Genomic DNA, 26,744 nt, shown 5'->3' with positions numbered 1-26,744 from the left:
GGCGTGGATCTACCGTTGGCACGCCGGCTTAGAACCCGACGCGCAGGTTCAACTGGCCACCGATATCCTTGCGACCGTCGCCATGCTGGCCCTGCACGAACAGCGACAGCTGGCTGCTGCGTCCCAGGCCGACCGCTACGCCGACCTGGCTGACCAGCGCGTTGCGCGCCATCACGGCACTGTAGGCATCGAACGCATTGCCACCGACGGCGAAACTCTGCCGGCTGGCTACGTCGGTGTCACCAGATGCGTGCTGCCAGCCCAGCCCGACCGTCAGCTGTGCCGGATAGCGCTCGCCGCTGCCCACGTCCCAGCGGCCGCGTACGCCGACGGTGCTGACATTGAGCGTGTCCTTGCCGCCCTCGAGCACCAGCGCTGCGCTGCCGCCCTGCTCCACCGCGCGATCACTGTCCACCCAGTGCTTGGTGAACTGCACGTACGGCTGCAGCTGCGTACTGCCATGGGTCCAGGTCCAGCTGCCTTCGATCTGGCCGATGGTGACATCCGAGTCCTGGCGGCTGTGCAGGGTCTGTGCCAGCAGCGGCACTTCACGCGTGGTGCGCGTGCGGTAATCGCCGCGCGACACACTGCCACCAACCGCAAACCCGTTGTTCCACTCACCCTGCGCATACAGTCCATAGGTGTTGCCACGCAGGTGTGCACGCGACTGGCGATCGTACAGCCGTGTGTCCAGCCGCTCGCTGCCCGCCGCCGCACCCAGCACCACATGCTCGCCGAGCTTCCAGTCGACGCCGGCCATCAGTGCATTGCGGTTGGCACGGATCTCGTCACCGTTGCCATCGCCATCCTGCTTGAACACCTTGCCGCTACCGGCCAGCCATGCCGAAGCGCGTTCGCCACGCACGGTCGGCAGCTCGCTGCCCAGACGCTGGCGGATGCCCTCTTCCAGGTAGTTGTCGTACAGCAGCACTGCACGGCTGGCCGCATGCACTTCACCGGAGAGCTGGTTGAAGGCGTTGCGCGCGGTGGCGGTGTCGTAGGCCAGCAGCGTGTTGTACAGGCCCAGCGCCGCACCGGTCTGCGGCAGGCTGTCCAGCGCCGATGCCACGCCCAGCTGGTTGCGGGTCTGCGCCGCCGTGACGAAGGCCGCTGTCTGCTTCACATCGATCTTCAGCTGCGCGGCATTCGGTGTGTAGACCGGGCTCAGTGAGAGGAACGCAGAGGTGGTGGTGGGCGGCACGAACTGCCCGCTGACGCCGCCGCCCGCATTGATGATCGTGTACTGCTGGCCCTGCTGGTAGCTGGTGTTCGGGTCGATGGCGTTGACCACCACCTTTGCACCACCGATGTTCGCGCTGCCACCCACCTGCACCACGTCACTGCCGGTTGCACCCAGGTCGACCGACAGCGTGCTGCCCGGTGCCAGGGTGAGATTGCCACCCACGGTGATCGTGCCCGCACCGTTACCGCCACTGCTGCCATTGCCTGGGCCGTTGCCCGGCGACAGCACGCCGCCATTGCTCACGGTGACGCCGCCAGCGCTGCCACCGATGGTGCCGGTACCTGACAACGTGGTGCCGCTGCCGATGGTCCATTGGCCACCGATGGTGCCGGTGACATTCAGGCCACCGCCGGTGACCTGGCCGGTACCGGTGAATCCACCACTGTTGCCGCCCAGGTTGAGCGGACCCGGGCCGGCCTGCACGATGCTGCCCGTGCCACTGATGCTGCCACCCAGTGTCGTGGTGCCGCCGGTATTGACCACCAGGCCACCGTTGTTGGTGATGTTGCCGGTGATCGCGCCGCTGGCGCCGCCGTTGCCGACCTGCACGGTACCGCCAGCGTTGATCGTGGTGCCACCGGTATAGGTGTTGTTGCCGGTCAGGATCAGCGTGCCGCTGCCTGCCTGGGACAATCCGCCACTGCCACTGACCACGCCGCCAAGCGTGGTGTTGCCGCCGACATTGAATACCAGGCTGCCGTTGTTGTTGACGTTGCCGGCGATCGCGCCGCTGGCACCGCCATTGCCGACCTGCAGCGTACCGCCGGTGTTGATGGTGGTACCGCCGGTGTAGGTGTTGTTGCCGGTCAAGGTCAGCGTGCCGGTACCGGCCTGGGTCAATCCGCCGCTGCCACTGACCACACCACCGAGCGCGGTGTTGCCTCCGACGTTGAACACCAGGCTGCCATTGTTGCCGACGTTGCCGATGATCGCCCCCGTGGCACCGCCGTTGCCCACCTGCAGGGTGCCACCGCTGTTGATGGTGGTACCGCCGGTGTAGGTGTTGTTGCCGGTCAGGGTCAGCGTGCCGCTACCCGCCTGGGTCAGGCCACCGCTGCCGCTGACAGTGCCGCCGAGTGTCGTGTTGGCCGACAGGTTGACCACCAGCGCGCCGTTGTTGGTTACGTCGCCGACGATCGCACCGGTCGCGCCGCCATTGCCGATCTGCAACGTGCTGCCACCGTTGATGGTGGTGCCACCGGTGTAGGTGTTGTTGCCGGTCAGGGTCAACGTGCCGGTACCGGTCTGCACCAACCCACCGCTTCCACCGATGGTGCCGCCGAAGGTGGTGCTGGCATTGCTGCCGCCAGTGGTCAGGGTGGAACCACCCAGCGCCACGTTGCCGCTGGCAACACCGGCCAGGCCACCGATGCTCTGGTTGCCGGCCGCACTGATGTCCAGCGTTCCGGCGCCGGCCAGATTCACCGTGCTGGCCAAGGACAGGCTGCCACCGGCGGCGACTGCCAGGGTGCCGCTGTTGATCGTCGTGGTACCGGTGTAGCTGCTGGCGCCGCCCAGGGTCACCGTCGCTGCGCCATCCTTGAGCAGGCTGCCACTGCCGGCGATATCGCCGTTCAGCGTCAGCGGCGTGCCGCCCAGCAGGGTCAGCGTGCCGCTTGCCAACTGCACATTGTTGCCCAGGGTAAGCGGCACAGTGCCGTCCAACGTGGCATCGCCGCCTACGGTCAGCGCGCCGGTACCCAGGGCACCATTGCTGCCCAGCGACAGACCACCGGCATTGAGCGCCACTCCACCACCGAAGGTGTTGCTGCCGGTCAGGCCGAGCACGCCCGCACCGTTCTTGACCAGGCCACCGGTGCCGCTGATATCGCCGGCAAACGTGCTGTTGCCCGCTGCGTTGGTGGTCAGCGTGTTGCCGCCAAGGCTGATCGTGCTGCCGGCAACGCCGGACAACGTACCGATGGCCTGATTGCCACCGCTGGAGATATCAAAACCGGTACCGGCGTTGGCCAGGTTCACCGCGCCTGTTGCGGCCAGGCTGCCACCGGCACCGATCGCCAGCGTGCCGGCGTTGATGGTGGTACCGCCAGTGAAGGTGTTGGCGCCGGTCAATGTCTCGGTACCCGTACCTGCCTTGATCAGGCCACCGGTACCGCCGATCGAACCACTGAACACCCCATTGCTGGCATCGCCGATGGTCAGCGTGTTCGCGCCGAGGTTGACCGTACCGTTGCCGATCAGCGTGCCGAATACCTGCGTGCCACTGCCCGCTGAAAGATCGAAGGTGGCACCCGTGGCCAGATTGACGATGCCACCTGCGCTGAGGCTGGCACCGGCACCGAGGGCGAGCGTGCCCGCGTTGATGTTGGTCCCGCCGGTATAGGTGTTGGTGCCGTTCAACGTAAGGGTAGCCACGCCGTCCTTGGTCAGGCTGCCGGTGCCTGACAGGTCGCCATTGAGCGTGAGATCGTTGCTGCCCAGTACGGTCAGGCCGGCGTTGAGCACCATGTTGTTGGCCAAGGTCACCGCGCTGCTGGAATCGAGCGTGGAAGCGCCGCCGACCGTCAGCGCACCGGTTCCCAGCGCAGCGGTGTTGCCCACCACCAGGCCGCCTGCATTGAGGCTGACGCCACCACCGAACGTACTGGCACCGTTGAGCGTCTGCACGCCCGCGCCATTCTTGACCAGCCCACCGCTGCCAGTCAGCGCGCCGTTGAAGGTCGCATCGGTGGCGCCTCCCAGGGTCAGGCTGTTGCCACCCAGCGATACCGTGCTGCCAGCCACGCCCGCCAGCGAACCGATGCTCTGGTTGCCACCGGCAGAGATATCGAACGTGCCGGTACCGGCCAGGTTCACCGCACCGGTCGGCGCCAGGCTTCCGCCCGCGCCGATCGCCAGCGTTCCGCTGTTGATGACGGTGCCACCGGTGAAGGTGTTGCCGCCGGTCAGGGTGACCGTTGCCGCGCCATTCTTGATCAGGCCACCGTCGCCGGAGATCGCTCCGCCCAGCGTCAGTGCATTACTGCCGAGCAGGTTGAGCGTAGCGCCTGCCAGCAGGCCAATGTCGTTGCCGAGGTTCGCGGCGATGCTGCTGTCCAGCGACGCGTTGGCGCCCACGGTCAGCGCGCCGGTACCCAGCGCACCATTGTTGCCGACCACCAGGCCACCGCCATTGAGTGCCACGCCGCCACCGAAGGTGTTGGCACCGCCCAGCGTCTGGATACCGGTGCCGTTCTTGACCAGCCCACCGGTACCACCGATCACGCCATCGAAGGTGCCGTTGTCGGTGCCGCCGAAGGTCAGCGTATTGCCACCCAGTGCCACCGTGCTGCCGGCGACGCCGTTGAGCGCGCCGATCGCCTGGTTGCCCGCGGCCGAGATGTCGAAGCCGGTGCCCGGCGCGGAAAGCGTCACCGCGCCTGTTGCCGCCAGGCTGCCGCCGGCACCGATCGCCAGCGTGCCCGCATTGATCAGCGTGCCGCCGGTGAAGGTGTTGGCGCCGGTCAGTGTTTCAGTGCCGGTGCCCTCCTTGATCAGGCCACCGGTACCAGCGATGGAGCCGCTGAAGACACCGTTGGTCGGTCCGCCGACAGTGATCGAATTCGCGCCAAGGTTGACCGTACCATTGCCGGTCAGGGTGCCGAAGGTCTGGGTACCGCTGCCCGCAGAGAGATCCAGCGTAGCGCCGGTGGCCAGGTTGACGATGCCGCTGGCGGCCAGGCTTGCACCTGCCCCCAGTGCCAGCGTGCCGGCATTGACGTTGGTGCCGCCGGTATAGGTGTTCACCCCATTGAGGGTGAGCGTGGCAGCACCGTTCTTGGTCAGGCCACCAGCGCCGGAGATCACCCCGTTGAGCGTCAGCGCGTTGCTGCCCAGCACCGTCAAGCCGGCGTTGAGTGTGATGTTGTTGACCAGCGTCGCTGCCAGGCTGGTGTCGAGCGTTGCCGCACCACCCACGGTCAGCGCACCGCTGCCCAGCGCCGCGTCATTGCCGAGCACCAGGCCACCGGCATTGAGGCTGACGCCGCCGCCGAAGGTGTTGGCACCGGACAAGGTCTGCACACCTGCGCCCACCTTGACCAGACCACCGCCTCCGCTGATCACGCCGTCGAACACCGCATTGCTGGCGGTGCCGAAGGTCAGTGAATTTCCACCCAGCGCGACCGTCGTACCGAGCACGCCATTCAGCGCACCGATGGTCTGGCTGCCGGTTGCCGCCGATATGTCAAAGCCCGCGCCGGCACCACCGAGGGTGACGTCACCACCGACAGCCAGGCTGCCGCCGGTGCCAAGCGCCAGGGTTCCGGCATTGATCGTGGTACCGCCGACGTAGGTGTTCGCATTGATCAGGGTCAGCGACGCCGTACCGTTCTTGACCAGTGCACCATTGCCGGCCACCACGCCGCCAAGCGTCAGCGCATTGCTGCCCTGAAGGGCAAGCGTGGTACCCGAAGCCAGGTTGATCGCGTTGCCCACGGTGTAGGCTGCTGCAGTATCCAGCGTTGCATTGCCGCCGACGTTGAGCGCGCCCGTTCCCAGAGCGCCGGCATTGCCCAGCTGCAGGTTGCCACCGTTCAACGCCAGGCCGCCACTGAAGCCGTTGGCGTTGCCAAGGGTCAAGGTACCGGCGCCGTTCTTGACCAGACCGCCGGTACCGGACACCACGCCACCGAGCGTGAGTGCGTTGCTGCCGATCAGCGTCAGGGCCGAGCCTGCACCAAGGTTGACTGCGTTGGTCAGATCAAGCGCAACGCTGCCATCCAGGCTGGCGTTCGCAGCAACGTTCAGCGCGCCAGTTCCAAGCGCTCCGCTGTTGCCCAGGACCAGGCCGCCGCCCGCCAGGCTCAGGCCGCCACCGAAGGTATTGGCACCATTGAGCGTCAACACCGTGGCGCCGCTCTTCACCAGGCCACCGTCGCCGGACACCACGCCGCCCAGGGTGATGGCCTGGCTGCCGGGGAGCGTAAGGATCGCACCGGTAGCCAATGCAACGTTGTTGGTCAGGTTCAGCGCGGTCGATCCGTCCAATGACACGTTGCCACCGATGTTCAGCGCTCCGTTGCCGGCCGCTGCACTGCTGCCCAGCACCACGCTGCCGGCATTGAGGTTCAGACCTCCGCTGAAACCATTGGTGCCGTTCAAGGTCAGCAGCGAGGCGCCGTTCTTGGTCAGGCTGCCGACGCCGGAGATGTCGCCGGTCAGGGTGATGTTGTTGCTGCCGCCCAGTGTCAGTGCGGCACCAAGATTGACCGCGTTGCTCAGGTTGAGCGCGGTGGTTCCATCCAGCGTCGCGGCACCGTTGATGCTCAGCGCACCGGTTCCCAGCGCACCGCTGTTGCCCAGCAGCAGACCGCCGGCATTGAGCGCGACGCCGCCGGTAAAGGTGTTTGCGCCGGTCAATGTCTGTACGCCACTGCCGTTCTTTACCAGGCCTCCGCCGACGCCACTGATCACACCGGCAAAGGTCTGGTTGGTCGCGCTGCCAAAGGCGAGCGTGTTGGCACCCAAGGCCACGGTGGTACCTGCCACGCCGGACAGTGCACCGATGGTCTGATTGCCCCCCAGGGAAAGATCCAGCGCCGCCCCGGCGCCCGACAGGCTTACAGCGCCGGTCGCGGCCAGGCTGCCGCCACTGCCCAGCGCCACCGTACCGGCAGCAACGTTCAAGCCGCCGTTGAAGGTATTGGCGCCGGTCAGCGTCAGGGTCGAAGCGCCGCTCTTTATCAGGCCGCCATTGCCACCCAGGACGCCGCCCAGCGTCAGCGGCTGGCCGCCCAGCACGTTGAGCGAACCACCCGCGGCAAGGTTGATGTTGTTGGTCAGGTTCAACGCCGCGCTTGCATCCAGCGTGGCGGCATTGTTGATGTCCAACAGGCCGGTACCCAGTGCCGTGTTGCTGCCCAGCAGCAGGTTGCCGCCATTGACGACCACACCGCCGCCGAATGTGTTGGCGCCATTCAACGTCAGCAGTGCGGCGCCGTTCTTGACCAGGCTGCCGTCGCCGGAAATCACACCGTTGAATACCAACGGCTGCCCGCCCTGCAGCGCCAGCGAACCTCCGGTGCCAAGCGACACGTCGTTACCCAACGAAAGCGCGGTTGTGCCATCCAGGGTGACTTCAGCACCGACGCTCAACGTACCTGTGCCCAGCGCATTGCTGTTGCCCAGCAGCAGCCCGCCGCCATTGAGGGCCACGCCGCCGGTAAGCGCGTTGCTGCCCAACAGGGTCTGTATGCCGGTACCCACCTTGATCAAGCCACCCGTGGTGCCGGTGAAGTTGCCGGCGAAGGAGGTGTTGCCGAGCCCGCCGAGGGTCAATGTGCGGGTGCCCAGGTTCACCGTGCCGCCGAGCCCTGCCAGCGAACCCACTGTCTGGTTGGCTGCAACGGTGAGGTCCAGCGTCGTACCGGTGGCCAGCGTCAACGCACCGGTGGACGACAGATTGCCACCCGCGCCGAGCGCCAGCGCGCCTCCGGTGATCGAGAAGCCACCGGTCAGCGAATTCGCGCCACCCAGGGTCAGTGTGCCCGCACCGCTCTTGATCAGGTTGCCCGCACCCGACAGCGATCCGTTCAAGGACAGCGCATTGCTGCCCAGTAGATTCAGATTGCCCCCGCCGTTGACGACGATGTTGTTGGCAAGGTTGAAGGCACCGCTGGTATCCAGCGATGCGGTCCCGCCTACCGTCAGGTTGCCGCTGCCCAGTGCGCCCGCATTGCCGAGCAGCAAGCCACCGGCGTTGAGGTTGACGCCACCCGAGAACAGATTCGCGCCGCCCAGGCTCACCACACCGGCGTTGGTCACGGTGAGGCCGCCGGCACCGGAAAGCACGCCAGTCAAGCCAAAGGCGTTGGTGCCGCCCAGCGTCAGTCTGCCCGTGTTGAGCGCGAAGGGATTTGCAAGGGTGAGCCCGGCCGTCGATGCTGCAATGGCACCGCCATTGACGTTGAAGGTACCGGTACCGAACGAAGCTGCGTTGTTGAAATTGACCAGGCCATCGTTGATCGTGGCGCCGGTTCCGTTCCAGGCACCCAGCAGGTTCCAGGTGCCGCTGTTTACGGTCAGGTTTTCGAATCCGGTGTAGGTGCCCCAGTTGAGGTTGGTCACCGCCCCGCCGGTACCCGTGCCAGGGCCCAAGGCGTTGTTCTGCAGCAGCAGACGATCATTCAGGCTGTTGCCACCATTGACGATACCGGCAGCCGCCAGGTTGACGTTGATACCCGAGATCACACCTGCCGTTCCGATACCGGCATTGACCACACTGGAGCCCGACACTGCGGTAAAGCTGTTGCCTCCGGCAGAGTTGCCCAGGTGCGCACTGCCGTTGAGGGTACCGGCGTTGATGAAGGTGTTGCCGGTCGGCGCGCTGGTGGCTTCGAATCCGATACGGCCGGTGATGGTGCCGGTATTGGTGAAATGGGTCTGCGCACCGCCATAACTGACGATCGCGGTGGCATCGGCAGTGGTGAACAGCCCCACTCCAAGAATGGACATGTCCACGATGCCGTCGTTGCTGATGTTGGTGACGCCACCGGACGCGTTCTGCACCACCAGTGCCTGCCCACCAACACCCAGCAGCGTGCCGATGTTGACCAGGCCCTTGATGCTGCCGCCAGCCTGGTTGTTGACGTTGATGGTGTTGCCACCAGCGGTGTTGTTGCCCAGCGACATACCTGCTGCCGCCAGGCTCAGGCCGCCGTTGAGGGTGGGATCGATCGTGCCCAGGTTGTTCACGGTGATGCCATTACCGGACAGCGTTACCGCCGTGCCCCCCAGCAGCGGCGGCACGCTGAGCACCGCGCCAGTCTGGATGTTGAGGGTCACGCCACTGGTATTGTCGTTCAGCACATTGGTATTGGACCCGGTCGCACAGGTAATCACCGTACCTGCGGGGGTGCATGCCGCGAATGCCGACCCACTGGCCAAAGTCGCGGTCAACGCCAGCGCCAACCGGTGCGCTTTCAGACCCGGCAGCTGTCGTTCTGTTGATTTACCGCCTCCCGTCGGATTCTGGGTGATTTCCGAGGCCACCTGCATCACGCCAAGGGCACGGTTGAAGACCAGACGGTAAATGCGGTTCATCGGTAAATCTCCATGAAATGACCGGTGGCACAGCAGGCAGGTTTTTTTGAGGTGATGTCGTCCCGCCCTGCTCCACCTTGGGAACAAGACCTGCGGTAACAACCTTGGAAAACAATCACACTTTCACGTCAGAGCGCTGCAGGAACTGCGTGCCCCTGCACATCCGTCATCGCGAAAACTCCCCGGTTTCGCTTGACGAATGGGCGCACTGTGCGACCGCCACCGCCAGCACCACGTGAATCCGGCACGTTATTTTCATGATGGCCGTCAAATAATCACGGCAGTCGTCACGACTTTGCCGAAAATGCATATTCTCTTGTTCTGGCAAAACGGGAATATCCCTATTCCCGTCGTACCCGTTACCGGCCTCAGCTGCTGGAGAGTTTCATCAGCACCAGGCCAGAAACGATAAGCGCCGCTGCGCCAATCCGCATCGGGCTGACCTGCTCGCCCAGAAACACGATGCCGACCACGAAGGCACCGACCGCGCCGATGCCGGTCCAGATCGTATAAGCGGTGCCCAGCGGCAGGCTGCGCATGGCGACAGCCAGCAGCCAGAAGCTGGCGATCATGCCGACGATGGTGATGACGGTGGGGGTGAGTTTGGTGAAGCCTTCAGACTGCTTCATCGACACGGCCCAGACGATTTCCAGCAGGCCGGCAAACAACAGATAGATCCAGGCCATGACAGCCCTCCTTTGGTAGGGCCAGGCCGTCCTGGTCATTGAATCCCGATGTGGGGGAGGTCGTTCCTCCTGCGGCCGGATTCTAGCAACGGCGGCAGCCACGGGCCGATGCCGCGGCCAGAGGGTTACATCAGATTCAGCGCGTGAAGCTGGCGTCAGCACCCCTGCCTGCGCTAGAATGCGCGTCTGCCATCGGTCAACTGATGCGCAGTCCGGCTGTGGTCTCCGGCGCACGACGCGCTGCTTCCCCTGATCCGTGAATCGGCCGCCTCCGGGCGGCCAACGTCTCTATGGTGGCCCCGTCGGCCCCTCGCGACGCTAGGTCGAAAACTCCGCCAGGGCCGGAAGGCAGCAACGGTATCGATCGACGCGGGCGCCGAGGTCAGCCGGCGGGGCCACCGCCTTTTCAGGCGATACCCCGCCCCTGCTAGATGCCAACCTTGGTTGGCGTCCTTCGCCGGGCATGGCCGGGCGCTACCGTGCCTCGGGCGTCCCCTGATGGAACACCAGACGCCACCCGTGCGCATGCAGACGCCACAGCGAGCTGCGCAGCACCCAGCGCTGCGGTTGGCCATCGACGTGATAGCGACTGCGGTAACGCACCTGGGCCAGCCCCTCTGCCAGCATCCACACGGCGTACTGATCCGACTCGATCACCACCTGCGCACGCTCCAGCGGGATCTCTTCCAGCGCGGCCTCACGGCCGTAGCACTGGCCGGAGCTGCCGATCTCGCTGAAATCCTCATCCAGCAATGCCGCCAAGCGCTCATGATCTGCACGCACCTGGGGGGAGTGCAGCGCGCGTTCCAGCCCCTCCAGTTCGGCGGCCAGCGCCGGCGTTGCGGCGTGGCCAGCGTTGTTCACGGCGGATCCTGCGCCAGTACGTGCGGGGCAGTCGGCGTGGCCAGCACTACGCACTGGCCGGGCTGTGCCACCCGGTGCCCGCGCGCGGCCAGAGCCTGGCCATCGGCCACGCTGGCGTAGTGGTACAGCATCATCCGTGCCTGCAGCTCGGCGCTGTACTCGCGTTCCAGGTCATCCACCCCGGTGTGCGAAGGATTGCCATGCAACCCGCAATCGTGGGCGATCAGCTCATTGTCATTGGCAAAGCGCGCCAGCATTTCCGGAATCGGCCGGGTATCGCCGCTCCAGGTCAGCGCGCCCTGCAGGCGCAGGCCATAGGCCGTCTCCGGCCAGTGGTGGCGCACCGGGAACACTTCCAGGCGCACGCCCTCGTGCCAGAACGCATCGCCCACCACGATCAGCTGGAAGGCATCCCAGAAGTTGGCGCCGCCCTCGGCCAGCACGTTCGGGTAATCGCCGATGCGCTTGTGCAGCAGCGGCACCACGGTGGCCGGCACGTACAGGCGCACCTTGCCGCGCCGTTGCGCGCTGAAGAAGGTGTCCACGAACAACCGTTCGAAACCCGCCACGTGGTCCAGGTGTACATGGGTGACGAACAGCGCCTGCGGCATATGCCCGTAGTGCGCCTTGAAGGCGGTCAGGCCTTCACCACCACAGTCGATGGTCAGCCACGGCCGACCATCACGCTCGATCACCGACATCGGCGAACCCAACTCGACCGCCGACGCATTGCCGACGCCGAGGAAACGCAACGACCAGTCCATCAGGTGCCCCGGTTCCAGGCCATGTCATAGGCGCGACGCAGGCGCGCGTAGTCTTTTTCCACGTCTTCCACGCTGCGTTCGCCGCGCAGCTTGATCAGCGAGCGCAACAGGCGCTTGAGATTGCGCTCGCGCCAGGCCGTGGCCGGGATGCGGATCACCCCGCGATCGAAGTCGATCAGCCAGCCGTGGCCGTTGCCGTCGAACAGGATGTTGTGCGCATTGAGATCGGCATGGTCCAGGCCGGCACGGTGGAAGCGCGCGATCATCCGCCCGGTTTCCTCCCACGGCGCACCGCGCCCAGCCACCAGTGCGCGGTCGGCCAGCGAGCGTACCCCTTCGATCCGTTCCATCAGGATCGCGGCGCGGTAGCGCAGCCCCTCACGCATGTAGTAGGCGGCAATCGGCCTGGGCACCGGCAGTTTCTTCTCGCGCAGTGCGCGCATCAGCCGGAATTCGGCAAAACTGCGGGTCCGGTCTGCCCCCCGCCAGATGTACTGGTCATGGCTGATCCGGGCCGCCAGCCCCCCGCGCAGGTAGTGCCGCAGCACGCTGGGACCGAACGGCGCATCCACGAACCAGGCGCTGCCGCGGCCGCCTTCACCCACCGGCCGGGCCTTGCCGGCCCAGTGCTGTGGCGAGAACAGACCGATGTCGGCTTGCCGCAGCCGCTCGCGGTCGAACAGAATGGCCCCGATGCCGCGACCCTCGCGGCATGGCGTCAGCGCTTCATTGGCGTCGAATGCGACCATTCCTTTGAGTCTAACAACACATGGCATCAGCGTCCTCCTCCTTGTGTCTTCTGCGCCTGTCCGCTCTTGGCGATGTGACCCACGTAGTGCCGCTGGTGCGCACCCTGCAGGCCGCGCGCCCGGATACGCCGATCCACTGGATCATCGACAAGGTCGGGCAGAAGCTGCTTGATGGCCTGCCGGGCGTCATCTTCCATGCCTACGACAAGAAGACCGGCATGGCCGGGGTGAAAGAACTGCGCAAGCAGCTGCCGCCCGGGCGTTTCGAGGCCCTGCTGCAGATGCAGGTGGCGTTCCGCGCGAACGTGCTGTCCGCCTTCATTCCTGCCGAGCGCCGCATCGGTTACGACCGCAGCCGCTCCAAGGACCTGCACGGCCTCTTCATCAACGAACGCATCGCTGATCGCCCGGGCATCCATGTGCTCGATGCCATCGGCAGCTTCTGCGAGCCGCTGGGCCTGCGCCAGACCGACGTCAGCTGGGACCTGGCCGTGCCGCAGGCAGCCTATGACTGGGCCGCTGCGCAATGGCAGGACGACGGCCGGCCGGTGCTGATGATCTCGCCCTGCTCCAGCCACGTGCGCCGCAACTGGTACGCCGACCGCTATGCCGAGGTGGCCAACCATGCCGTCGCGCGCGGCTGGCGGATCGTGCTGTGCGGTGGTCGCAGCGAACTGGAACGCAGCATGGCCGACGCCATCCTGGCCCAGCTGGACGTTCCGGCGCTGGACCTGGTCGGCAAGGACACGCTCAAGCAGTTGCCGGCATTGCTGGCCCGCGCCAACCTGGTGATGACGCCGGACTCGGGCCCGATGCACATCGCCAACGCGATGGGCACCAAAGTACTGGGCCTGCATGCGGCCAGCAACCCGAACCGCAGCGGCCCGTACTCGGACCGCCGCTACTGCGCGGACCGCTACGACGACGCAGCGCGCAAGTACCTGGGCAAGCAGGCAGCCGACCTCAAGTGGGGCACCAAGATCGAATTCGATGACGTGATGGAATTGATCACCGTCGAGGACGGCATTGCCGCGTTCGAACGCTACGTGGCCGACCATCTGGGCTGAGTGGCGGACCGGGCGGCTGAGCCGTGTCTGATGGGCGCGGACCTTGGTCCGCGCCGTCCCGCAGCCCGGTGGCTGCATCCACGCATGGCGTGGATCTACGGCATCGGGTTACGTGGGATTACGCGCGCTGCGTGTAGTCCTGGTAGGACTTCTCTTCCACATAGGCCGAGCCCAGCGCCAGGTTGATCGCCTTCTTGATCCGCGCGCGTTCGTCGTTGCGCAGGTACACGCTGCGCGCCAGGTCGATGAACCCCTGATCGAAGGCCTGCGCCTTGTCCTTCAGGCGGATGTCGTCCTCGATCTCCCACAGCTGCTCGTTGACCGTCTTCAGCTCAGCACGCAGCTTGGCGATGTCCTTCACTGCCGCCGGGTGCGCCATCCAGGTGGTTTCCAGCGCGGACAGCTCCTTGCGTACGTTGGCCAGCTTGCCTTCGTCACTGATGCGCTCGGACTTGATCTGCAGGATCGAGATCTTGTCCAGCAGCTCGCCGAATGAAACGGGGACGAGGATTTCAGCGGTCATCGAGGGAGCTCCAGCAGGTGATGGGATACATGGTAACCCGCCGCATGCAAACGGCATCCACGCATGGCGTGGATCTACTGATCTGCCTGGAGGACCAAGCCCCTCTGTTGAGGGGCTGCCCCGACAGGGGCGGGGAGAGGCCGGCAAAGGGAGGGGCCCATTCGTTGCGCAGCAACGTATGGGGCGAAGCGCGCAAAGCGCACTTCGCATCCCCGCGCCAGATTAAAAAAGAAGGGCTGCCTTTCGGCAGCCCTTCTTTTTTAATCTGGCGGAGAGGGGGGATTGCGGGGTGCATCCATGCACCCCGCCCTTGCGCGCTGCGCGCTCCAGGGCCAGCCTGCGGCTGTCCGGTTCTGCTCCTGCAGAACCGTCGAACCCCGTCGGGCCTTCTCATCCCCCCGCAGGGTCGGCGCAGATCATTGCTGCATGCGTGTGCACTGCGCGAACGCGGGCCATGAAAAAAGCCGCCCCATGGGACGGCTTTTTTCTTTATCTGGCGGAGAGGGGGGGATTCGAACCCCCGAGGCGCTATAAACGCCTGCCTGATTTCGAGTCAGGTACATTCAACCGCTCTGCCACCTCTCCAGATGTTCCCCGGCGAACCGGGGACGCGCATCATACGAGGAAGCGCGGCTGACGACAAGTCATTACGCCCGATGAAGTGAAATTTTCCTGACTGCATGGCTTGCCGGATGTCCGCTTGGCCGTGATGATGCCGTTCTCCCCGGCATTACCCCGTCCCCAGCAGCCACCATGATCGAATTCGGACATCTCACCCACCCCGGCCTGCGCCGCGAGCTCAACGAGGACACCTATTACGGTGACGGCGAGCTGGCCCTGTGGCTGGTGGCCGACGGCATGGGCGGGCACGCCTGCGGCGAGGTGGCCAGTGCACTGGCGCGCGAGACCATCGTCCGCGAGATCCGCCGTGGCGCGCCGTTGGCGCAGGCGATCCGCACGGCCGATGAAGAGATCATCCGCGCCTCGCGCCGGCGCAACGACAGCCTGCCGATGGGCACGACCGTGGTCGCTGCACGGGTACAGGGCAATCGCTACGAAGTCGCCTGGGTCGGCGACAGCCGCGCCTATCTGTGGCGCGATGGCCAGCTTGCCCAGCTCAGCCAGGACCACAGCGTGGTGCAGGAACTGGTCGCGCAGGGCAACCTGACCGCCGAGCAGGCGCGCGCCCATCCGCACCGCAACGTGGTCACCCAGGCACTGGGCGTCACCGACCCGGCACACCTGAACGTGGCAACCACCAGCGGCGAGCTGCGGCCGGGCATGCAGTTGCTGCTGTGCAGTGATGGCCTGACCGAGGAAGTGGATGATCGCGGCATCGCCCGCACTCTCGCCTTCGACGATGCCAGCGCGCAGGAATGCGTGGACAGCCTGGTCGCCACCGCCCTCGACGGCGGTGGTTCGGACAACATCACTGTGATCCTGGTGAGGTGCCACTGAGCAACGGCATCCACGCATGGCGTGGATCCGGTAGTGCCGGCCGCTGGCCGGCAACCTCAAGAACCGCAGCGTATCGAAAATTCCGGCCAGCGGCCGGCACTACACGCTAGCGGCCTCTTCCACCTTCGGGCCGTCCCACAATGCGTGGCCGGCCTTCTTGCGCAACCGCTCCAGACGCGCCGCATGCGCTTCCTGTTCCGACGGCGTGGCCACCACGCGCGGGCGCGGCAGCAGCTTGGACGCATCGAACGCCTGCAACGCCGCGGCACCGCCGGCATCGTCATCGCCCAGCCCGAAGCCGATCTCCTCCTGGCCCGAGGTCAGCGCGATGTACACATCGCCCAGGATCTGCGCATCCAGCAGACCGCCATGCAGGGCGCGGTGCGAGTTGTCCACGCCCAGCCGCTTGCACAGGGCATCGAGCGAGTTGCGCTGACCCGGGAAACGCTCGCGCGCCAGCGCCAGGGTATCGATCACCGTGCAGCGGTCGGTGATCTTCCCGTACTGCTCGCCGAGCAGGGACAGCTCGTTGTCGAGGAAGCCCAGATCGAACGCCGCGTTGTGGATGATCAGCTCGGCGCCATCGATGAAGGCCAGGAACTCCTCCACGACCTGCGCGAACTCCGGCTTGTCGGCCAGGAATTCCAGGGTCAGGCCGGTGACTTCCTGCGCGCCCTGTTCGAATTCGCAGTCAGGCTTCAGGTACTGGTGATAGGTGTTGCCGGTCGGGCGGCGCTTGAACAACTCGACGCAGCCGATTTCGACGACGCGGTTGCCCTTCTTCCACTCCAGGCCGGTGGTTTCGGTATCAAGGATGATCTGACGCATGGGCTCAGTTTACCGGGCTGCCGTCGCGGATCTGGATCGCGGCGTTGCGGGCCAGGGTATCCACGCGTTCATTGTCCGGGTCGCCGGAGTGGCCTTTCACCCAGCGCCAGTCGATCTGGTGTCGCAGCGTGGCTGCCTGCAGGCGCTCCCACAGTTCACGGTTCTTCACCGGATCACCGCCGGCGGTCTTCCAGTTCTTGCGGATCCAGCCCGGCAGCCACTGGGTCAGGCCCTGCCGTACATACTGCGAATCGGTGTAGAGGACGATCTCGCAGGGTTCGGTCAGCGACTCCAGGCCGGAAATGGCCGCCATCAGCTCCATCCGATTGTTGGTGGTATGCGCTTCACCACCGCTCAGTTCGCGCTCATGCCCCTTGTAACGCAGCAGCGCCGCCCAGCCGCCGGGGCCGGGATTGCCGAGGCAGGAACCGTCGGTGTGGATTTCGATGGTTTTCAATACAACTCCAGATCAGGTAGCAACGGTGCCGTGCCAGCGCACGGGCAACGGGGTTGGCCCGGGCAGGGCCAGCGTGCGTTTTTCGGCGTGGAACAGACAGGCCGCGCGCAGGGGGGCCCAGCCGCCGCGACGGCGGCTGCCGGCACCCTGCCACATCGGCCCCAGGTAGCGCGTGTCCTCGCATTCCAGCCCGTGGCGCTGCAGCAGCTGGCGGATCCGCTGCGGCGTGCGCACCGCCAGCCCGTGCTGGCGCCAGCGGGTGCGGAACGGGCTGAACGGATTGAGGCTGGTCAGCCACAGATGGCCGCCGGGCATCAACACGCGCTCGCATTCGTCCAGCAGATGGTCGGCATCACCGACGGTCACATGCTGCAGCACGATGGCGTTGACGCTCTCGTTGGGCAGCGGCAACGGCAGTGCGCAGCGGGTATCGCCAGCGTAGCCAGTGCCCTCGCGATGCAGGCGCAGGCCACGCCCGCCCAGCTGCGCATCAGCCAGCCAGGCGGCGCTGGGGGCGATCCACAACCAGGGCCGGGTCGGCAGCAGCGACAGCTGCGGCAGCAGCAGTTGCCGTTCGAGCACGCGCAAGGCCTCCGCCGGTTCGCTGTCGAACCACGGGGCCTGGCTCGCTTGACGGGTGCTCTGCAGCGCGGGCATGGTCCAATTCTATGCGACTGACTGCCCTGCCCGCATTTGCGGACAACTACATCTGGATGCTGATCGCCGACGACGGTGCTGCCGTGGTCGTCGATCCCGGTGACGCTGCGCCGGTACTGGCGCTGGCTGCGCAGGGGGTGCGCGTGGACACCATCCTGCTCACCCACCACCACGACGACCACATCGACGGAGTGCCGGCATTGCAGGCGCGTTTCCCCGGCGTGCGCGTGGTTGCACCGGTCGAAGAGCGCATCCCGATGGCCACCGAGCGGGTCGGTGAAGGTGAACGTGTTCAGGCACTGGGCCAGATGTTCCACGTACTATCCGTCCCCGGGCACACCCGCAGCCACATCGCGTTTCACACCGCTGAACAGCTTTTCAGCGGAGATTCGTTGTTCAGCCTGGGCTGTGGACGCCTGTTCGAAGGTACGCCGTCCCAGCTGCTGGCATCGATGCGCAAGCTGGGTGCCCTGCCCGCGCAACTGCTGCTGTGTTGCGCTCACGAGTACACCGTGTCAAATGCCGTCTTCGCGCGGCATGTCGACCCCGCCAACGCTGCCTTGTTGCAGCGCCAAGAGGAGGCTTTGGCCATGCGCCGCGATGACCGTTCCACCCTGCCAGTATCCCTGGCCGATGAAATTGCCTGTAATCCGTTCCTGCGTACCCACACTGCGCCCATCCGCGCGGCCGTGTCGGCGCACCTGGGGCGCGAGGTCGTGGACGACGTCGACGTCATGGCCGGTCTCCGGCACTGGAAAGACGGCTTCCGCGCATGAGTCGCCGAAGTCTGCCGCTGGCCCTGGGTCTTGTCCTGGGGTTGGCCGGAACTGCCGGCGCACAATCGCTGGGCGCCGGCATCAGCCAGAACCTGACCGCCGCCTCGGCCCTGCCGCTGGATCCGTCGACGCTGCCGGCCGCATCGGTACGCAACGGCCAGGAGATCTTCTCCAGCTTCCGCGACGGCCTGGCTGAACCGAGCTGCGACGCCGAGGCCACCAGCCCGCGCTGGCAGAAGCAGTTCGCCCACGCCCCTTCGCGGCTGGCCAACCAGGATGACGACGCGCTGGTGCTGTTCGGCTATGTGGTCGAAGAGCTGCGCAAAGCCAACCTGCCCACCGAATTCGCCCTGATTCCGTTCGTCGAAAGCGGCTACCGGCCCAATGCCCGCAACGGCAGCGGCCCAACCGGCCTGTGGCAGTTCATCGCCACTACCGCTCGCAACCATCGCGTGCCGATGAGCAACAACTACGACGGCCGACTGTCGGCAGTGGAGTCCACCCAGGCTGCCGTGCGCTACCTGAAGACCCTGCATGGCATGTTCGGCGGCGACTGGCGCCTGGCCACCATGGCCTACAACGCTGGCGAGTACCGCGTGCTGCAGTCCATGCGCAAGGCCGGCATGAACGCGCAGAACGCCAAGCCGGCCGGCTTGCCCGGACTGTCGCCGGTCACTCACGCCTATGTCGAGAAGCTGCATGCCCTGGCCTGCGTGCTGGAAGACGTGGAAGACCAGCCGGGCGTGATGGCCTCGCTGGACCGCACCGTACCGGTGCTGAAGGACCACACCCTGCCGGCGGGCACCAGCGTCCAGCAGTGGGCCGCCCAGCGCGCCCTGGACCCGGCGAAGATCGCCCGCTTGAACCCGGCACTGGCCGCCGGCAACCGTCCGTCGGGCACCGCACGCGTACTGGCCCCGGTCTCAGCGTCCAACGCGGACGTTGCCGACATCGCCAGCACGGCCGTGGCCACCGCACTGGCCAGCACCGCCAGCGCCGCGCCGAGCCCGCAGGTGGCAAAGGTGGTCGCGTCGGCTGCTGATCGCCCGCGCAACCGTCGCCACACCGTGCGCAACGGCGAATCGGCCTGGACCATCGCCCGTCGCTACGGCATGCCGGTCAAGGCACTGCTGTCGCTGAATGGCTTGAGCGGCAGCAGCGTGCTGAAGCCAGGCGCGGTACTGCGCGTCGAAGATTGAGGTCGGTGCGGCGCTGACGCGCGGTTTCCGGCCAACGGCGGAGCCCCTCGCGGGTGGCCGCAACAGCAATCATGAGTTGGGACGAGCGAGGTGGGCCCACGGGGGACGCCGTGAACCCATCCTTGGGGGCTTGGCCGCGGCATCCATGCCGCGGACACCCCCGCGCGCCCACCCCGCCCGTCCCCTGATAGTTTCTGGTGGCACCCACGGATTAGAAGATGAAGAGCAGGAGCAGACGCGTGTCACTTCTGGTAGCGGCCGACCTTGGTCGGCACTCATTGCTCGGGTCACGGTTTGATCGAGGTTGCGACAACAAAAAAGGCCCGGCAATGCCGGGCCTTTTTGTTCCTGCTCACCAGAGGGCTTACAGGTTCGCTTCGGTGGTCTGGATCAAGAACTGCTTGCGCATCGCCTCGATGTAGGCCTTGGCCGCAGCCATGCCGTCGATCTGGCTCAGCTGGTCCTTCAACTGCTTCTGCTGCTCGGCGGTCACTTCCTTGATGTCGCCCGGGTTGACCTTGTTCACCGCGAAGACCAGTGCATGGCCATTGACGTCGATCTTGCCGTAGCTCGGCTTGCCTTCGGCAGGCAGCGGGGCGCTGAAGATCGCGCGGTTGATCTCCGGGGTCGGCACCGGCTGGCTGCGCGGCAGGCCCGGCATCGGGCTCAGCTGCAGCTTCTCGCTGGCAGCCAGCGACTGCAGAGTCGCGCCCGCCTTCAGCTTGGCCAGCAAGGCATCAGCGGCCTTGTCACCGGCCTGGCGCTGGCGGTCGGCACGGATCGCGGCGATCACCTGCTCACGCGCCTTGTCCAGCGGCATCGCCTGCTCGGGGGTATGCGCGGCAACACGGATCACCACGCTGTGGTTGCTGCTGCCACCCAGCGCGATCGGATCGCTGGCGGTACCGTCCTGCACCAGCAGGTCAGAGAAGGCGGCACGCAGCACCGCCGGATCCGCGGCAATGCCGGTGGCGGTGGTGCGCGTGATCGGGCCCAGCGTCTGCATGGGCAGGCCGACATCCTTGGCGGCTGCAGCCAGGTCGCTCGGGCTCTTGTTGATGGCATCAACCAGGCGACCAGCCAGATCGTTGAAGCCGCGCTCGCCGTCGGCCTTCAACTGCTCGGCAGCCAGCGTGTCACGCACTTCCTCGAACGACTTGCCCTGGCCACCACGAACCGCAGCGACCTTGATGATGTGATAGCCGAAGTCGGTCTTGACCGGGCCGATCACTTCACCGGCCTTGGCGCCAAACAGCGCGTCTTCAAACGGCTTGACCATCGCGCCACGTTCCACCCAACCCAGGTCACCGCCCTGCGCCTTGGAACCGGGATCTTCCGAATTCGCCTTGGCCAGCGCGGCAAAGTCGGCACCTGCCGCCTTCGCTTCGACAGCCAGCTTGGCGGCCTTGGCTTCAGCACCGTCGCCGGTGATCAGGATGTGCGCCGCCTGACGCTGTTCCGGCGTGGTGAACTTGGCCTTCTCGTCGTCGTAGCGCTTGCGCAGGGTCGCCTCGTCGGCCGCGGTCGGCGCCGGCAGGTTCGCACCGTTGAGCTCGACATATTCCAGCGACACCGACTCGGCCTGGCGGAAGTCCTTGCCATGGCTGTCGTACCACTGCTTGATCTGCGCATCGGTCACCGGCGCGGTATCCACCGGAACTTCCGGAAGCGCGGCCAGTTCCACATCGCGGGTTTCGCCCAGCAGCTTCAACAGACGCTCGGTCTCGGCCTGGGTGACAAAGCCGGAATTCTGCAGGCCCGACGGGATCACCGACTGCTGCAGGCTTTCACGCACCAGTTCCTGGAACTGCGTCGGCGTGCGCGGCGGATTGCCACCGGCCAGGGCCAGACGGTAATTGCTCTCGCTGAACTTGCCATCGGCGCCCAGGAAGCCCGGGATGGTGGTGATGTATTCGCGCACAGCGCCGTCGCCAATCACGACACCGGCCTGCTCACCGACCAGGCGCACGACCTGCTCGTCGATCAACTGGTCGAGTACGGCCAGCTTGTTCTCGGTGCTTTCGAACGCGCGCGGGTCGAAGTTCTCGCCCTGCTGCTGGCGTTCGCGCATGCGTTCCTGTTCGAAACGGGTGCGGAAGTCCTGTGCGCTGATCTCATGGTGCTGCCACATCATGCGCACCGGCCACCAGGACGGTGCCGAGCGCCACCAGGTCGGCGGTGCCGAAACCTTGGCGACGTTCTGTGCGCCGACGCCACCGAGGTAGCTGTTGTCGATGACGAACAGGAACGGAATCATCAGCAGCCCCAGGATCACGGTAACGATCCAGCCTGAGGTCTTGTCGCGGAGTTTCTGCAGCATGGTGAGGAATCACAAGGCTTGATTGGCGAGCCCGGCAGTGTAACCCGCTTCGCGGCGTGGACCAAAAGCAGTGCCGGCGGGGCCTGGCGCCACCCTGGCCAGGCGATCGACACGATCGCGCGCATCAAACGATGAAAACGACGCAAAGAAAAAGCCCCCGACTTGCGTCGAGGGCTCTTAGAGTTGGCGGAGCGGACGGGACTCGAACCCGCGACCTCCGGCGTGACAGGCCAGCATTCTAACCAGCTGAACTACCGCTCCGCGCTTGAAACTTTGCAGGCGCTCAGTATATCCGAAGACTTCCTGAAAACCTACCCCGCTGAACACTTTTTTCAAAGTTTTTTCACGAGGATTTAAGAGTTTTGCAATGGCGGAGCGGACGGGACTCGAACCCGCGACCTCCGGCGTGACAGGCCAGCATTCTAACCAGCTGAACTACCGCTCCGTATTGCAGACCTCTTTGTTTTCTCTGCAACCGGGTGGTTGGAGAGAAAACAAGGCCCCCAGCTTTTCGGCCGGGGGCCTCGTTGAAAATGGCGGAGCGGACGGGACTCGAACCCGCGACCTCCGGCGTGACAGGCCAGCATTCTAACCAGCTGAACTACCGCTCCACATTTCAAACTTACCGCGGTGCTGTGGTGGGTGCTGAGGGTTTCGAACCCCCGACCCTCTCCGTGTAAAGGAGACGCTCTACCGCTGAGCTAAGCACCCCAGCGAGCCGCTTAGTTTACAGCATCCTTCAGGGCCTTACCAGCCTTGAACGACGGATTCTTCGAAGCAGCGATCTTGATGGTGTCGCCGGTCTTCGGGTTGCGGCCGGTGCGGGCAGCACGGTCGCGGACCTGGAAGGTACCGAAGCCAACCAGGGTGACCGCATCGCCGTCCTTCAGCGCCTTGGTGACGGCAGCAACGACGGCATCGACAGCGCGGCTGGACTCGGCCTTGGTCAGGTCGGCAGCTTCAGCAACGGCATCGATCAATTCGGTCTTGTTCATTCTTTACAACTCCTTTGGCGGTGGGTTCCGCGTATTCGACAGGGAAGCAACCGCACGACGTCTGCATGCGGTTGCCATGTGGAAACGGTTCGCCGAATTCAGTGAGCGCTGACTGCGATCACTCATTCGCGAGTGCTGCTTTTATACCAGCGGCCCTACCCCCACGCAAGCTGGAAAGCCAGCAACGACGCGGGTTTCAAGCATTTCGACAGGACGCATCAATGCTTGACGCGGGCGTTTCCACTCGGTTTGGCCTTGCTGCGCACCGTGACGCGCTGCGCACTCTTGCGCGTCTTCTTCGGTGCCAGCGGACGTTCCAGTGCCAGATCGAGCACTTCATCGATGTACTTCACCGGCACGATCTCCAGATCGCGGGTGACGTTGGCCGGAATGTCAGCAAGATCCTTGCGGTTCTCATCAGGGATGATCACCGTGCGGATTCCGCCGCGCAGGGCCGCCAGCAGCTTCTCCTTCAGGCCGCCGATCGCGGTGACGCGACCACGCAGGGTGATTTCGCCGGTCATCGCCACATCGGCGCGCACGGCCACCTTGGTCAGCATCGACACCAGCGACGTCACCATCGCCGCACCGGCGCTGGGGCCATCCTTCGGCGTCGCACCATCGGGCACATGCAGATGCACGTCGTGCTTCTGCAGGAAGTCCGCGTCGATACCGAAGCGCTCGGCGCGCGAACGCACCACCGACAACGCCGCCGACGCCGATTCCTTCATCACGTTGCCGAGCTGGCCGGTCAGGATCAGCTGGCCCTTGCCCGGTACCAGCGTCGATTCGATCTGCAGCAGATCGCCACCGACTTCGGTCCACGCCAGGCCCGTGACCAGGCCGATCTCGTTCTCTTCTTCGGCGCGGCCGAAGTCGAAGCGACGCACGCCCAGGTACTTGTCCAGGTTCTTGCTGGACACGCTCACCAGCGCCTTGGACTTGCGCGCGCCCTTCTTCGCCTTCGCCACCGGCTGCGGTCCACCCAGCGCGATCTCCTTCACCACCTTGCGGCAGATCTTGGCGATTTCGCGTTCCAGGTTGCGCACGCCGGATTCGCGCGTGTAGTAGCGCACGATGTCCTGGATCGCATCGCTGCCGATCTCCAGCTCTTCCGGCTTCAGGCCATTGGCCTTGATCTGCTTGGGAGCCAGGTAACGGGTGGCGATGTTGAGCTTCTCATCCTCGGTGTAACCGGGGATGCGGATCACTTCCATGCGGTCCAGCAGCGGACCCGGAATGTTGAGCGAGTTCGAGGTGGCCACGAACATCACTTCGGACAAGTCCAGGTCCACTTCCAGGTAGTGGTCGTTGAACGCGTTGTTCTGCTCGGGGTCGAGCACTTCCAGCAGCGCCGAAGACGGATCGCCGCGGAAGTCCATCGACATCTTGTCGATCTCGTCCAGCACGAACAGCGGGTTCTTGCTGCCAACCTTGTTGAGGTTCTGCACGATGCGGCCCGGCATCGAACCGACATAGGTACGACGGTGGCCACGGATCTCGGCTTCGTCGCGCACGCCGCCCAGCGACATGCGCACGAACTTGCGGTTGGTGGCCTTGGCGATGGACTGGCCCAGCGAGGTCTTGCCCACGCCCGGCGGTCCGACCAGGCACAGGATCGGGCCCTTCATCTGCTTCACACGCGACTGCACCGCCAGGTATTCAAGGATGCGTTCCTTGACCTTCTCCAGACCGTAGTGATCGGCATCGAGGGTGTCCTGCGCGGCCTTGAGGTCCTTGCGCACCTTGCTGCGCTTCTTCCACGGCACGCCCAGCAGCCACTCCAGGTAGTTGCGCACGACCGCTGCTTCGGCGGACATCGGCGACATCTGCTTGAGCTTGTTGAGCTCGTTGCGCGCCTTGGTTTCCACCGGCTTGGGCATGCCCGCTTCGGCAATCTTGCGCGCCAGCTCTTCCAGCTCACCCGGCGCGTCGTCAAGGTCACCCAGCTCCTTCTGGATGGCCTTCATCTGTTCGTTGAGGTAATACTCGCGCTGGCTCTTTTCCATCTGCGACTTCACGCGGCCGCGGATGCGCTTTTCCATCTGCTGCACGTCGATCTCGCCGTCGACCAGACCAACCAGCATCTCCAGGCGTTCGCCCACGGCCAGCGTTTCCAGCAGGCGCTGCTTGTCCGACAGCCGCACGCTGATATGCGCGGCGATGGTGTCGGCAAGGCGCGTCGGCTCATCGATGCCGGCCAGGGTCTGCAGCAGCTCCGGCGGCAGCTTGCGGTTGGTCTTGACGTACTGCTCGAACAGCGACATCAGCGAGCGGGCGATCGCCTCGATCTCGCGCGGCTCACGTGCATCGGTAGCGTCGATTTCCACGGCCTGGCCGTGCAGCGATCCATCACGCTCGCTGACGCTGGTCACCTGCACGCGTGACAGGCCTTCGACCAGCACCTTGATGGTGCCGTCGGGCAGCTTCAGCAGCTGCAGCACCTGCGCCAGGGTGCCGACCTGGTAGAGGTCGGCGGCCTGCGGGTCATCGGTCTCGGCCGACTTCTGCGCCAGCAGCAGGATGCGCTTGTCCGCTTCCATTGCCTGTTCCAGCGCATGCATGGACTTGTCGCGGCCGACGAACAGCGGGATGACCATGTGCGGGAATACCACTACGTCGCGCAGCGGCAGGACCGGCAGGTCGAGGGTCTCACTTGGGGAACGGGCCATGGGGGCTCCAGGGAAGGGGAAAACCGTCTCCGGGAGGGCATCTTCCGGAGACAAAAAAAGCCGATGGCCCCGTTATGGGGCCATCGGCTTTCAGATGCAAGACGTTCCGAGAAAATTCTTTCTATTCAACAAGTTGAAAGGATCATTCGGCGCCAGCGGCCTTCTGTTCAGGGGCCGGCGGGGTCTGGTAGATCAGGTACGGCTCAGACTTGTGCTCGATCACCGATTCATCCACGACAACCTTGCTGACGTTTTCCTGCGACGGCAGGTCGTACATGGTGTCCAGCAGCACCGATTCGACGATGGTACGCAGGCCACGTGCACCCGTCTTGCGCTTGAGCGCCTTCTTGGCGATGGCCGACAACGCGTCCGGACGGAACTCCAGCTCGACGTTCTCCATCTCGAACAGCTTCTTGAACTGCTTGGTGATGGCGTTCTTCGGCTCGGTCAGGATGCGGATCAGGGCCGGCTCGTCCAGCTCCTCCAGGGTCGCGACCACCGGCAGGCGGCCCACGAACTCGGGAATCAGGCCGAACTTGATCAGGTCTTCCGGCTCGACTTCGGCCAGCACCTTGCCCACTTCCTGCTTGCGCTCGCTGCTCTTCACCTTGGCACCGAAACCAATGCCGCCGGCGTCGTTGGAACGCTGCTGGATCACCTTGTCCAGCCCGGCGAACGCGCCGCCGCAGATGAACAGGATGTTCTTGGTGTCCACCTGCAGGAATTCCTGCTGCGGATGCTTGCGCCCACCCTGCGGCGGAACGCTGGCCACGGTGCCTTCGATCAGCTTCAACAGGGCCTGCTGCACGCCTTCGCCGGACACATCGCGGGTGATCGACGGGTTCTCGCTCTTGCGCGAGATCTTGTCGATTTCATCGATGTAGACGATGCCCTGCTGTGCCTTCTCGACGTCGTAGTCGCACTTCTGCAGCAGCTTCTGGATGATGTTCTCCACGTCCTCGCCCACGTAACCGGCTTCGGTCAGCGTGGTGGCGTCGGCCATGGTGAACGGCACGTTGAGCAGGCGGGCCAGTGTTTCGGCCAGCAGGGTCTTGCCCGAACCGGTCGGACCGACCAGCAGGATGTTCGACTTCGCCAGCTCGACTTCGTCGTTCTTCTGGCGGCTCTCGATGCGCTTGTAGTGGTTGTACACGGCCACGGCCAACGTCCGCTTCGCGCGGTTCTGGCCGATCACGTACTGGTCGAGCACCTCGAGGATCTCGCGCGGCTTGGGCAGCGAACTGCGCGCCGACTGCGCCTTTTCCTCAAGTTCTTCACGGATGATGTCGTTGCACAGCTCCACGCACTCATCGCAGATGAACACGCTCGGACCGGCAATCAGCTTGCGCACTTCATGCTGGCTCTTGCCGCAGAAAGAGCAGTAGAGGATCTTGCCGGTGTCCGTGGAACGACCTTGGCGGTCTTCGCTCATGCTTCGCTTAC

At 65.2% G+C, this 26,744-nt stretch carries 17 protein-coding genes, 5 tRNA genes and 1 other RNA gene; 5 read left to right on the top strand and 18 right to left on the bottom strand.

The genetic code is table 11. The annotated features are described in order from the left end of the window. Positions 1-28 precede the first annotated feature (28 nt). Both ACQ5SA_RS06370 and sugE read right to left on the bottom strand, forming a co-directional pair. On the bottom strand, positions 29-9,286 hold the full coding sequence (locus tag ACQ5SA_RS06370) for an autotransporter-associated beta strand repeat-containing protein (RefSeq protein WP_499313515.1): 9,258 nt from the start codon (positions 9,284-9,286) through the stop codon (positions 29-31). 368 nt (positions 9,287-9,654) lie between these two features. After that, positions 9,655-9,972 (bottom strand): quaternary ammonium compound efflux SMR transporter SugE, encoded by a 318-nt coding sequence (gene sugE / locus ACQ5SA_RS06365; RefSeq protein ID WP_499313513.1) that lies wholly within the window; start codon positions 9,970-9,972, stop codon positions 9,655-9,657. 299 nt (positions 9,973-10,271) lie between these two features. Between sugE and ffs the strand changes: the two genes are divergently transcribed. Continuing rightward, positions 10,272-10,368: signal recognition particle sRNA small type (gene ffs / locus ACQ5SA_RS06360), an RNA gene on the top strand. Positions 10,369-10,446: 78 nt separating this feature from the next. On the opposite strand, the gene ACQ5SA_RS06355 is transcribed toward ffs, so the two are convergent. From ACQ5SA_RS06355 to ACQ5SA_RS06345, 3 genes are read right to left on the bottom strand one after another with little or no spacing between them, the layout of a single operon-like run. Continuing rightward, a complete protein-coding gene (locus tag ACQ5SA_RS06355) occupies positions 10,447-10,836 on the bottom strand; it encodes a nuclear transport factor 2 family protein (protein ID WP_478031698.1) in 390 nt (129 codons plus the stop codon). After that, positions 10,833-11,600: an MBL fold metallo-hydrolase gene (locus ACQ5SA_RS06350; RefSeq protein ID WP_100463386.1), complete on the bottom strand. Its 768-nt coding sequence runs from the start codon at positions 11,598-11,600 to the stop codon at positions 10,833-10,835. Before ACQ5SA_RS06350 ends, ACQ5SA_RS06355 begins: the two co-directional genes overlap by 4 nt. Further along, positions 11,600-12,349, bottom strand: coding sequence for a 3-deoxy-D-manno-octulosonic acid kinase (locus ACQ5SA_RS06345; RefSeq protein WP_499313512.1), 750 nt, complete (start codon positions 12,347-12,349; stop codon positions 11,600-11,602). Before ACQ5SA_RS06345 ends, ACQ5SA_RS06350 begins: the two co-directional genes overlap by 1 nt. Before the next feature lie 20 nt (positions 12,350-12,369). Here ACQ5SA_RS06345 and ACQ5SA_RS06340 point away from each other — a divergent pair, with 20 nt between their 5' ends. After that, complete coding sequence (locus tag ACQ5SA_RS06340) at positions 12,370-13,416, top strand: glycosyltransferase family 9 protein (protein ID WP_230109579.1); 1,047 nt, start codon at positions 12,370-12,372, stop codon at positions 13,414-13,416. Between the two features lie 118 nt (positions 13,417-13,534). On the opposite strand, the gene ACQ5SA_RS06335 is transcribed toward ACQ5SA_RS06340, so the two are convergent. Further along, positions 13,535-13,939, bottom strand: coding sequence for a DUF6165 family protein (locus ACQ5SA_RS06335; RefSeq protein WP_049468383.1), 405 nt, complete (start codon positions 13,937-13,939; stop codon positions 13,535-13,537). 494 nt (positions 13,940-14,433) lie between these two features. Beyond that, positions 14,434-14,524, bottom strand: a tRNA-Ser gene (locus tag ACQ5SA_RS06330). Positions 14,525-14,692: 168 nt separating this feature from the next. On the opposite strand from ACQ5SA_RS06330, the gene ACQ5SA_RS06325 reads away from it, so the two are divergent. After that, positions 14,693-15,397, top strand: a complete 705-nt coding sequence (locus ACQ5SA_RS06325; RefSeq protein ID WP_099819184.1) for a PP2C family protein-serine/threonine phosphatase — start codon at positions 14,693-14,695, stop codon at positions 15,395-15,397. 99 nt (positions 15,398-15,496) lie between these two features. Here the strand turns inward: ACQ5SA_RS06325 and dnaQ are convergent, their stop codons facing one another. From dnaQ to ACQ5SA_RS06310, 3 genes are read right to left on the bottom strand one after another with little or no spacing between them, the layout of a single operon-like run. After that, positions 15,497-16,225, bottom strand: coding sequence for a DNA polymerase III subunit epsilon (dnaQ, locus tag ACQ5SA_RS06320; RefSeq protein ID WP_499313508.1), 729 nt, complete (start codon positions 16,223-16,225; stop codon positions 15,497-15,499). A 4-nt stretch (positions 16,226-16,229) separates the two neighbouring features. Next, a complete protein-coding gene (rnhA, locus tag ACQ5SA_RS06315; protein ID WP_025878155.1) occupies positions 16,230-16,682 on the bottom strand; it encodes a ribonuclease HI in 453 nt (150 codons plus the stop codon). Positions 16,683-16,694: 12 nt separating this feature from the next. After that, on the bottom strand, positions 16,695-17,339 hold the full coding sequence (locus tag ACQ5SA_RS06310; RefSeq protein WP_229979223.1) for a class I SAM-dependent methyltransferase: 645 nt from the start codon (positions 17,337-17,339) through the stop codon (positions 16,695-16,697). An 11-nt stretch (positions 17,340-17,350) separates the two neighbouring features. Here ACQ5SA_RS06310 and gloB point away from each other — a divergent pair, with 11 nt between their 5' ends. After that, positions 17,351-18,115 (top strand): hydroxyacylglutathione hydrolase, encoded by a 765-nt coding sequence (gloB, locus tag ACQ5SA_RS06305; protein ID WP_108265121.1) that lies wholly within the window; start codon positions 17,351-17,353, stop codon positions 18,113-18,115. Then, entirely contained in the window at positions 18,112-19,314 is a 1,203-nt protein-coding gene (locus ACQ5SA_RS06300) for a lytic transglycosylase domain-containing protein (RefSeq protein WP_089239116.1), read from the top strand. The genes gloB and ACQ5SA_RS06300 overlap by 4 nt, the downstream gene beginning before the upstream one ends. 364 nt (positions 19,315-19,678) lie before the next feature. Here the strand turns inward: ACQ5SA_RS06300 and ACQ5SA_RS06295 are convergent, their stop codons facing one another. From ACQ5SA_RS06295 to clpX, 8 genes are all read right to left on the bottom strand, one after another. Further along, a complete protein-coding gene (locus ACQ5SA_RS06295; protein WP_499313501.1) occupies positions 19,679-21,634 on the bottom strand; it encodes a peptidyl-prolyl cis-trans isomerase in 1,956 nt (651 codons plus the stop codon). A gap of 184 nt (positions 21,635-21,818) precedes the next feature. Then, a tRNA-Asp gene (locus ACQ5SA_RS06290) sits at positions 21,819-21,895 on the bottom strand. A gap of 107 nt (positions 21,896-22,002) precedes the next feature. Continuing rightward, positions 22,003-22,079, bottom strand: a tRNA-Asp gene (locus ACQ5SA_RS06285). Between the two features lie 89 nt (positions 22,080-22,168). Continuing rightward, positions 22,169-22,245, bottom strand: a tRNA-Asp gene (locus tag ACQ5SA_RS06280). Between the two features lie 25 nt (positions 22,246-22,270). Further along, positions 22,271-22,345 (bottom strand) — tRNA-Val (locus tag ACQ5SA_RS06275). Between the two features lie 11 nt (positions 22,346-22,356). Further along, positions 22,357-22,629, bottom strand: coding sequence for a non-specific DNA-binding protein Hbs (locus ACQ5SA_RS06270; RefSeq protein WP_004146343.1), 273 nt, complete (start codon positions 22,627-22,629; stop codon positions 22,357-22,359). Positions 22,630-22,847: 218 nt separating this feature from the next. Then, positions 22,848-25,301: an endopeptidase La gene (gene lon, locus ACQ5SA_RS06265; RefSeq protein ID WP_089239112.1), complete on the bottom strand. Its 2,454-nt coding sequence runs from the start codon at positions 25,299-25,301 to the stop codon at positions 22,848-22,850. Between the two features lie 142 nt (positions 25,302-25,443). Continuing rightward, positions 25,444-26,733: an ATP-dependent Clp protease ATP-binding subunit ClpX gene (clpX, locus tag ACQ5SA_RS06260; protein WP_099819177.1), complete on the bottom strand. Its 1,290-nt coding sequence runs from the start codon at positions 26,731-26,733 to the stop codon at positions 25,444-25,446. Positions 26,734-26,744: the final 11 nt, after the last annotated feature.

This window comes from Stenotrophomonas indicatrix, assembly GCF_050573115.1.
In the GTDB taxonomy this organism is placed as follows: domain Bacteria; phylum Pseudomonadota; class Gammaproteobacteria; order Xanthomonadales; family Xanthomonadaceae; genus Stenotrophomonas; species Stenotrophomonas lactitubi_A.
Note: the sequence above shows the minus strand (reverse complement) of the source record. Positions and strands in the feature narration are given on the sequence as shown.

Coding starts and splice junctions, on each gene's coding strand:
- ACQ5SA_RS06370 (WP_499313515.1), bottom strand. CDS start 9,286: ATGAACCGCATTTACCGTCTGGTCTTCAACCGTGCCCTTGGCGTGATG.
- sugE (WP_499313513.1), bottom strand. CDS start 9,972: ATGGCCTGGATCTATCTGTTGTTTGCCGGCCTGCTGGAAATCGTCTGG.
- ACQ5SA_RS06350 (WP_100463386.1), bottom strand. CDS start 11,600: ATGGACTGGTCGTTGCGTTTCCTCGGCGTCGGCAATGCGTCGGCGGTC.
- ACQ5SA_RS06345 (WP_499313512.1), bottom strand. CDS start 12,349: ATGGTCGCATTCGACGCCAATGAAGCGCTGACGCCATGCCGCGAGGGT.
- ACQ5SA_RS06340 (WP_230109579.1), top strand. CDS start 12,370: ATGGCATCAGCGTCCTCCTCCTTGTGTCTTCTGCGCCTGTCCGCTCTT.
- ACQ5SA_RS06335 (WP_049468383.1), bottom strand. CDS start 13,939: ATGACCGCTGAAATCCTCGTCCCCGTTTCATTCGGCGAGCTGCTGGAC.
- ACQ5SA_RS06325 (WP_099819184.1), top strand. CDS start 14,693: ATGATCGAATTCGGACATCTCACCCACCCCGGCCTGCGCCGCGAGCTC.
- dnaQ (WP_499313508.1), bottom strand. CDS start 16,225: ATGCGTCAGATCATCCTTGATACCGAAACCACCGGCCTGGAGTGGAAG.
- ACQ5SA_RS06310 (WP_229979223.1), bottom strand. CDS start 17,339: ATGCCCGCGCTGCAGAGCACCCGTCAAGCGAGCCAGGCCCCGTGGTTC.
- gloB (WP_108265121.1), top strand. CDS start 17,351: ATGCGACTGACTGCCCTGCCCGCATTTGCGGACAACTACATCTGGATG.
- ACQ5SA_RS06300 (WP_089239116.1), top strand. CDS start 18,112: ATGAGTCGCCGAAGTCTGCCGCTGGCCCTGGGTCTTGTCCTGGGGTTG.
- ACQ5SA_RS06295 (WP_499313501.1), bottom strand. CDS start 21,634: ATGCTGCAGAAACTCCGCGACAAGACCTCAGGCTGGATCGTTACCGTG.
- ACQ5SA_RS06270 (WP_004146343.1), bottom strand. CDS start 22,629: ATGAACAAGACCGAATTGATCGATGCCGTTGCTGAAGCTGCCGACCTG.
- lon (WP_089239112.1), bottom strand. CDS start 25,301: ATGGCCCGTTCCCCAAGTGAGACCCTCGACCTGCCGGTCCTGCCGCTG.
- clpX (WP_099819177.1), bottom strand. CDS start 26,733: ATGAGCGAAGACCGCCAAGGTCGTTCCACGGACACCGGCAAGATCCTC.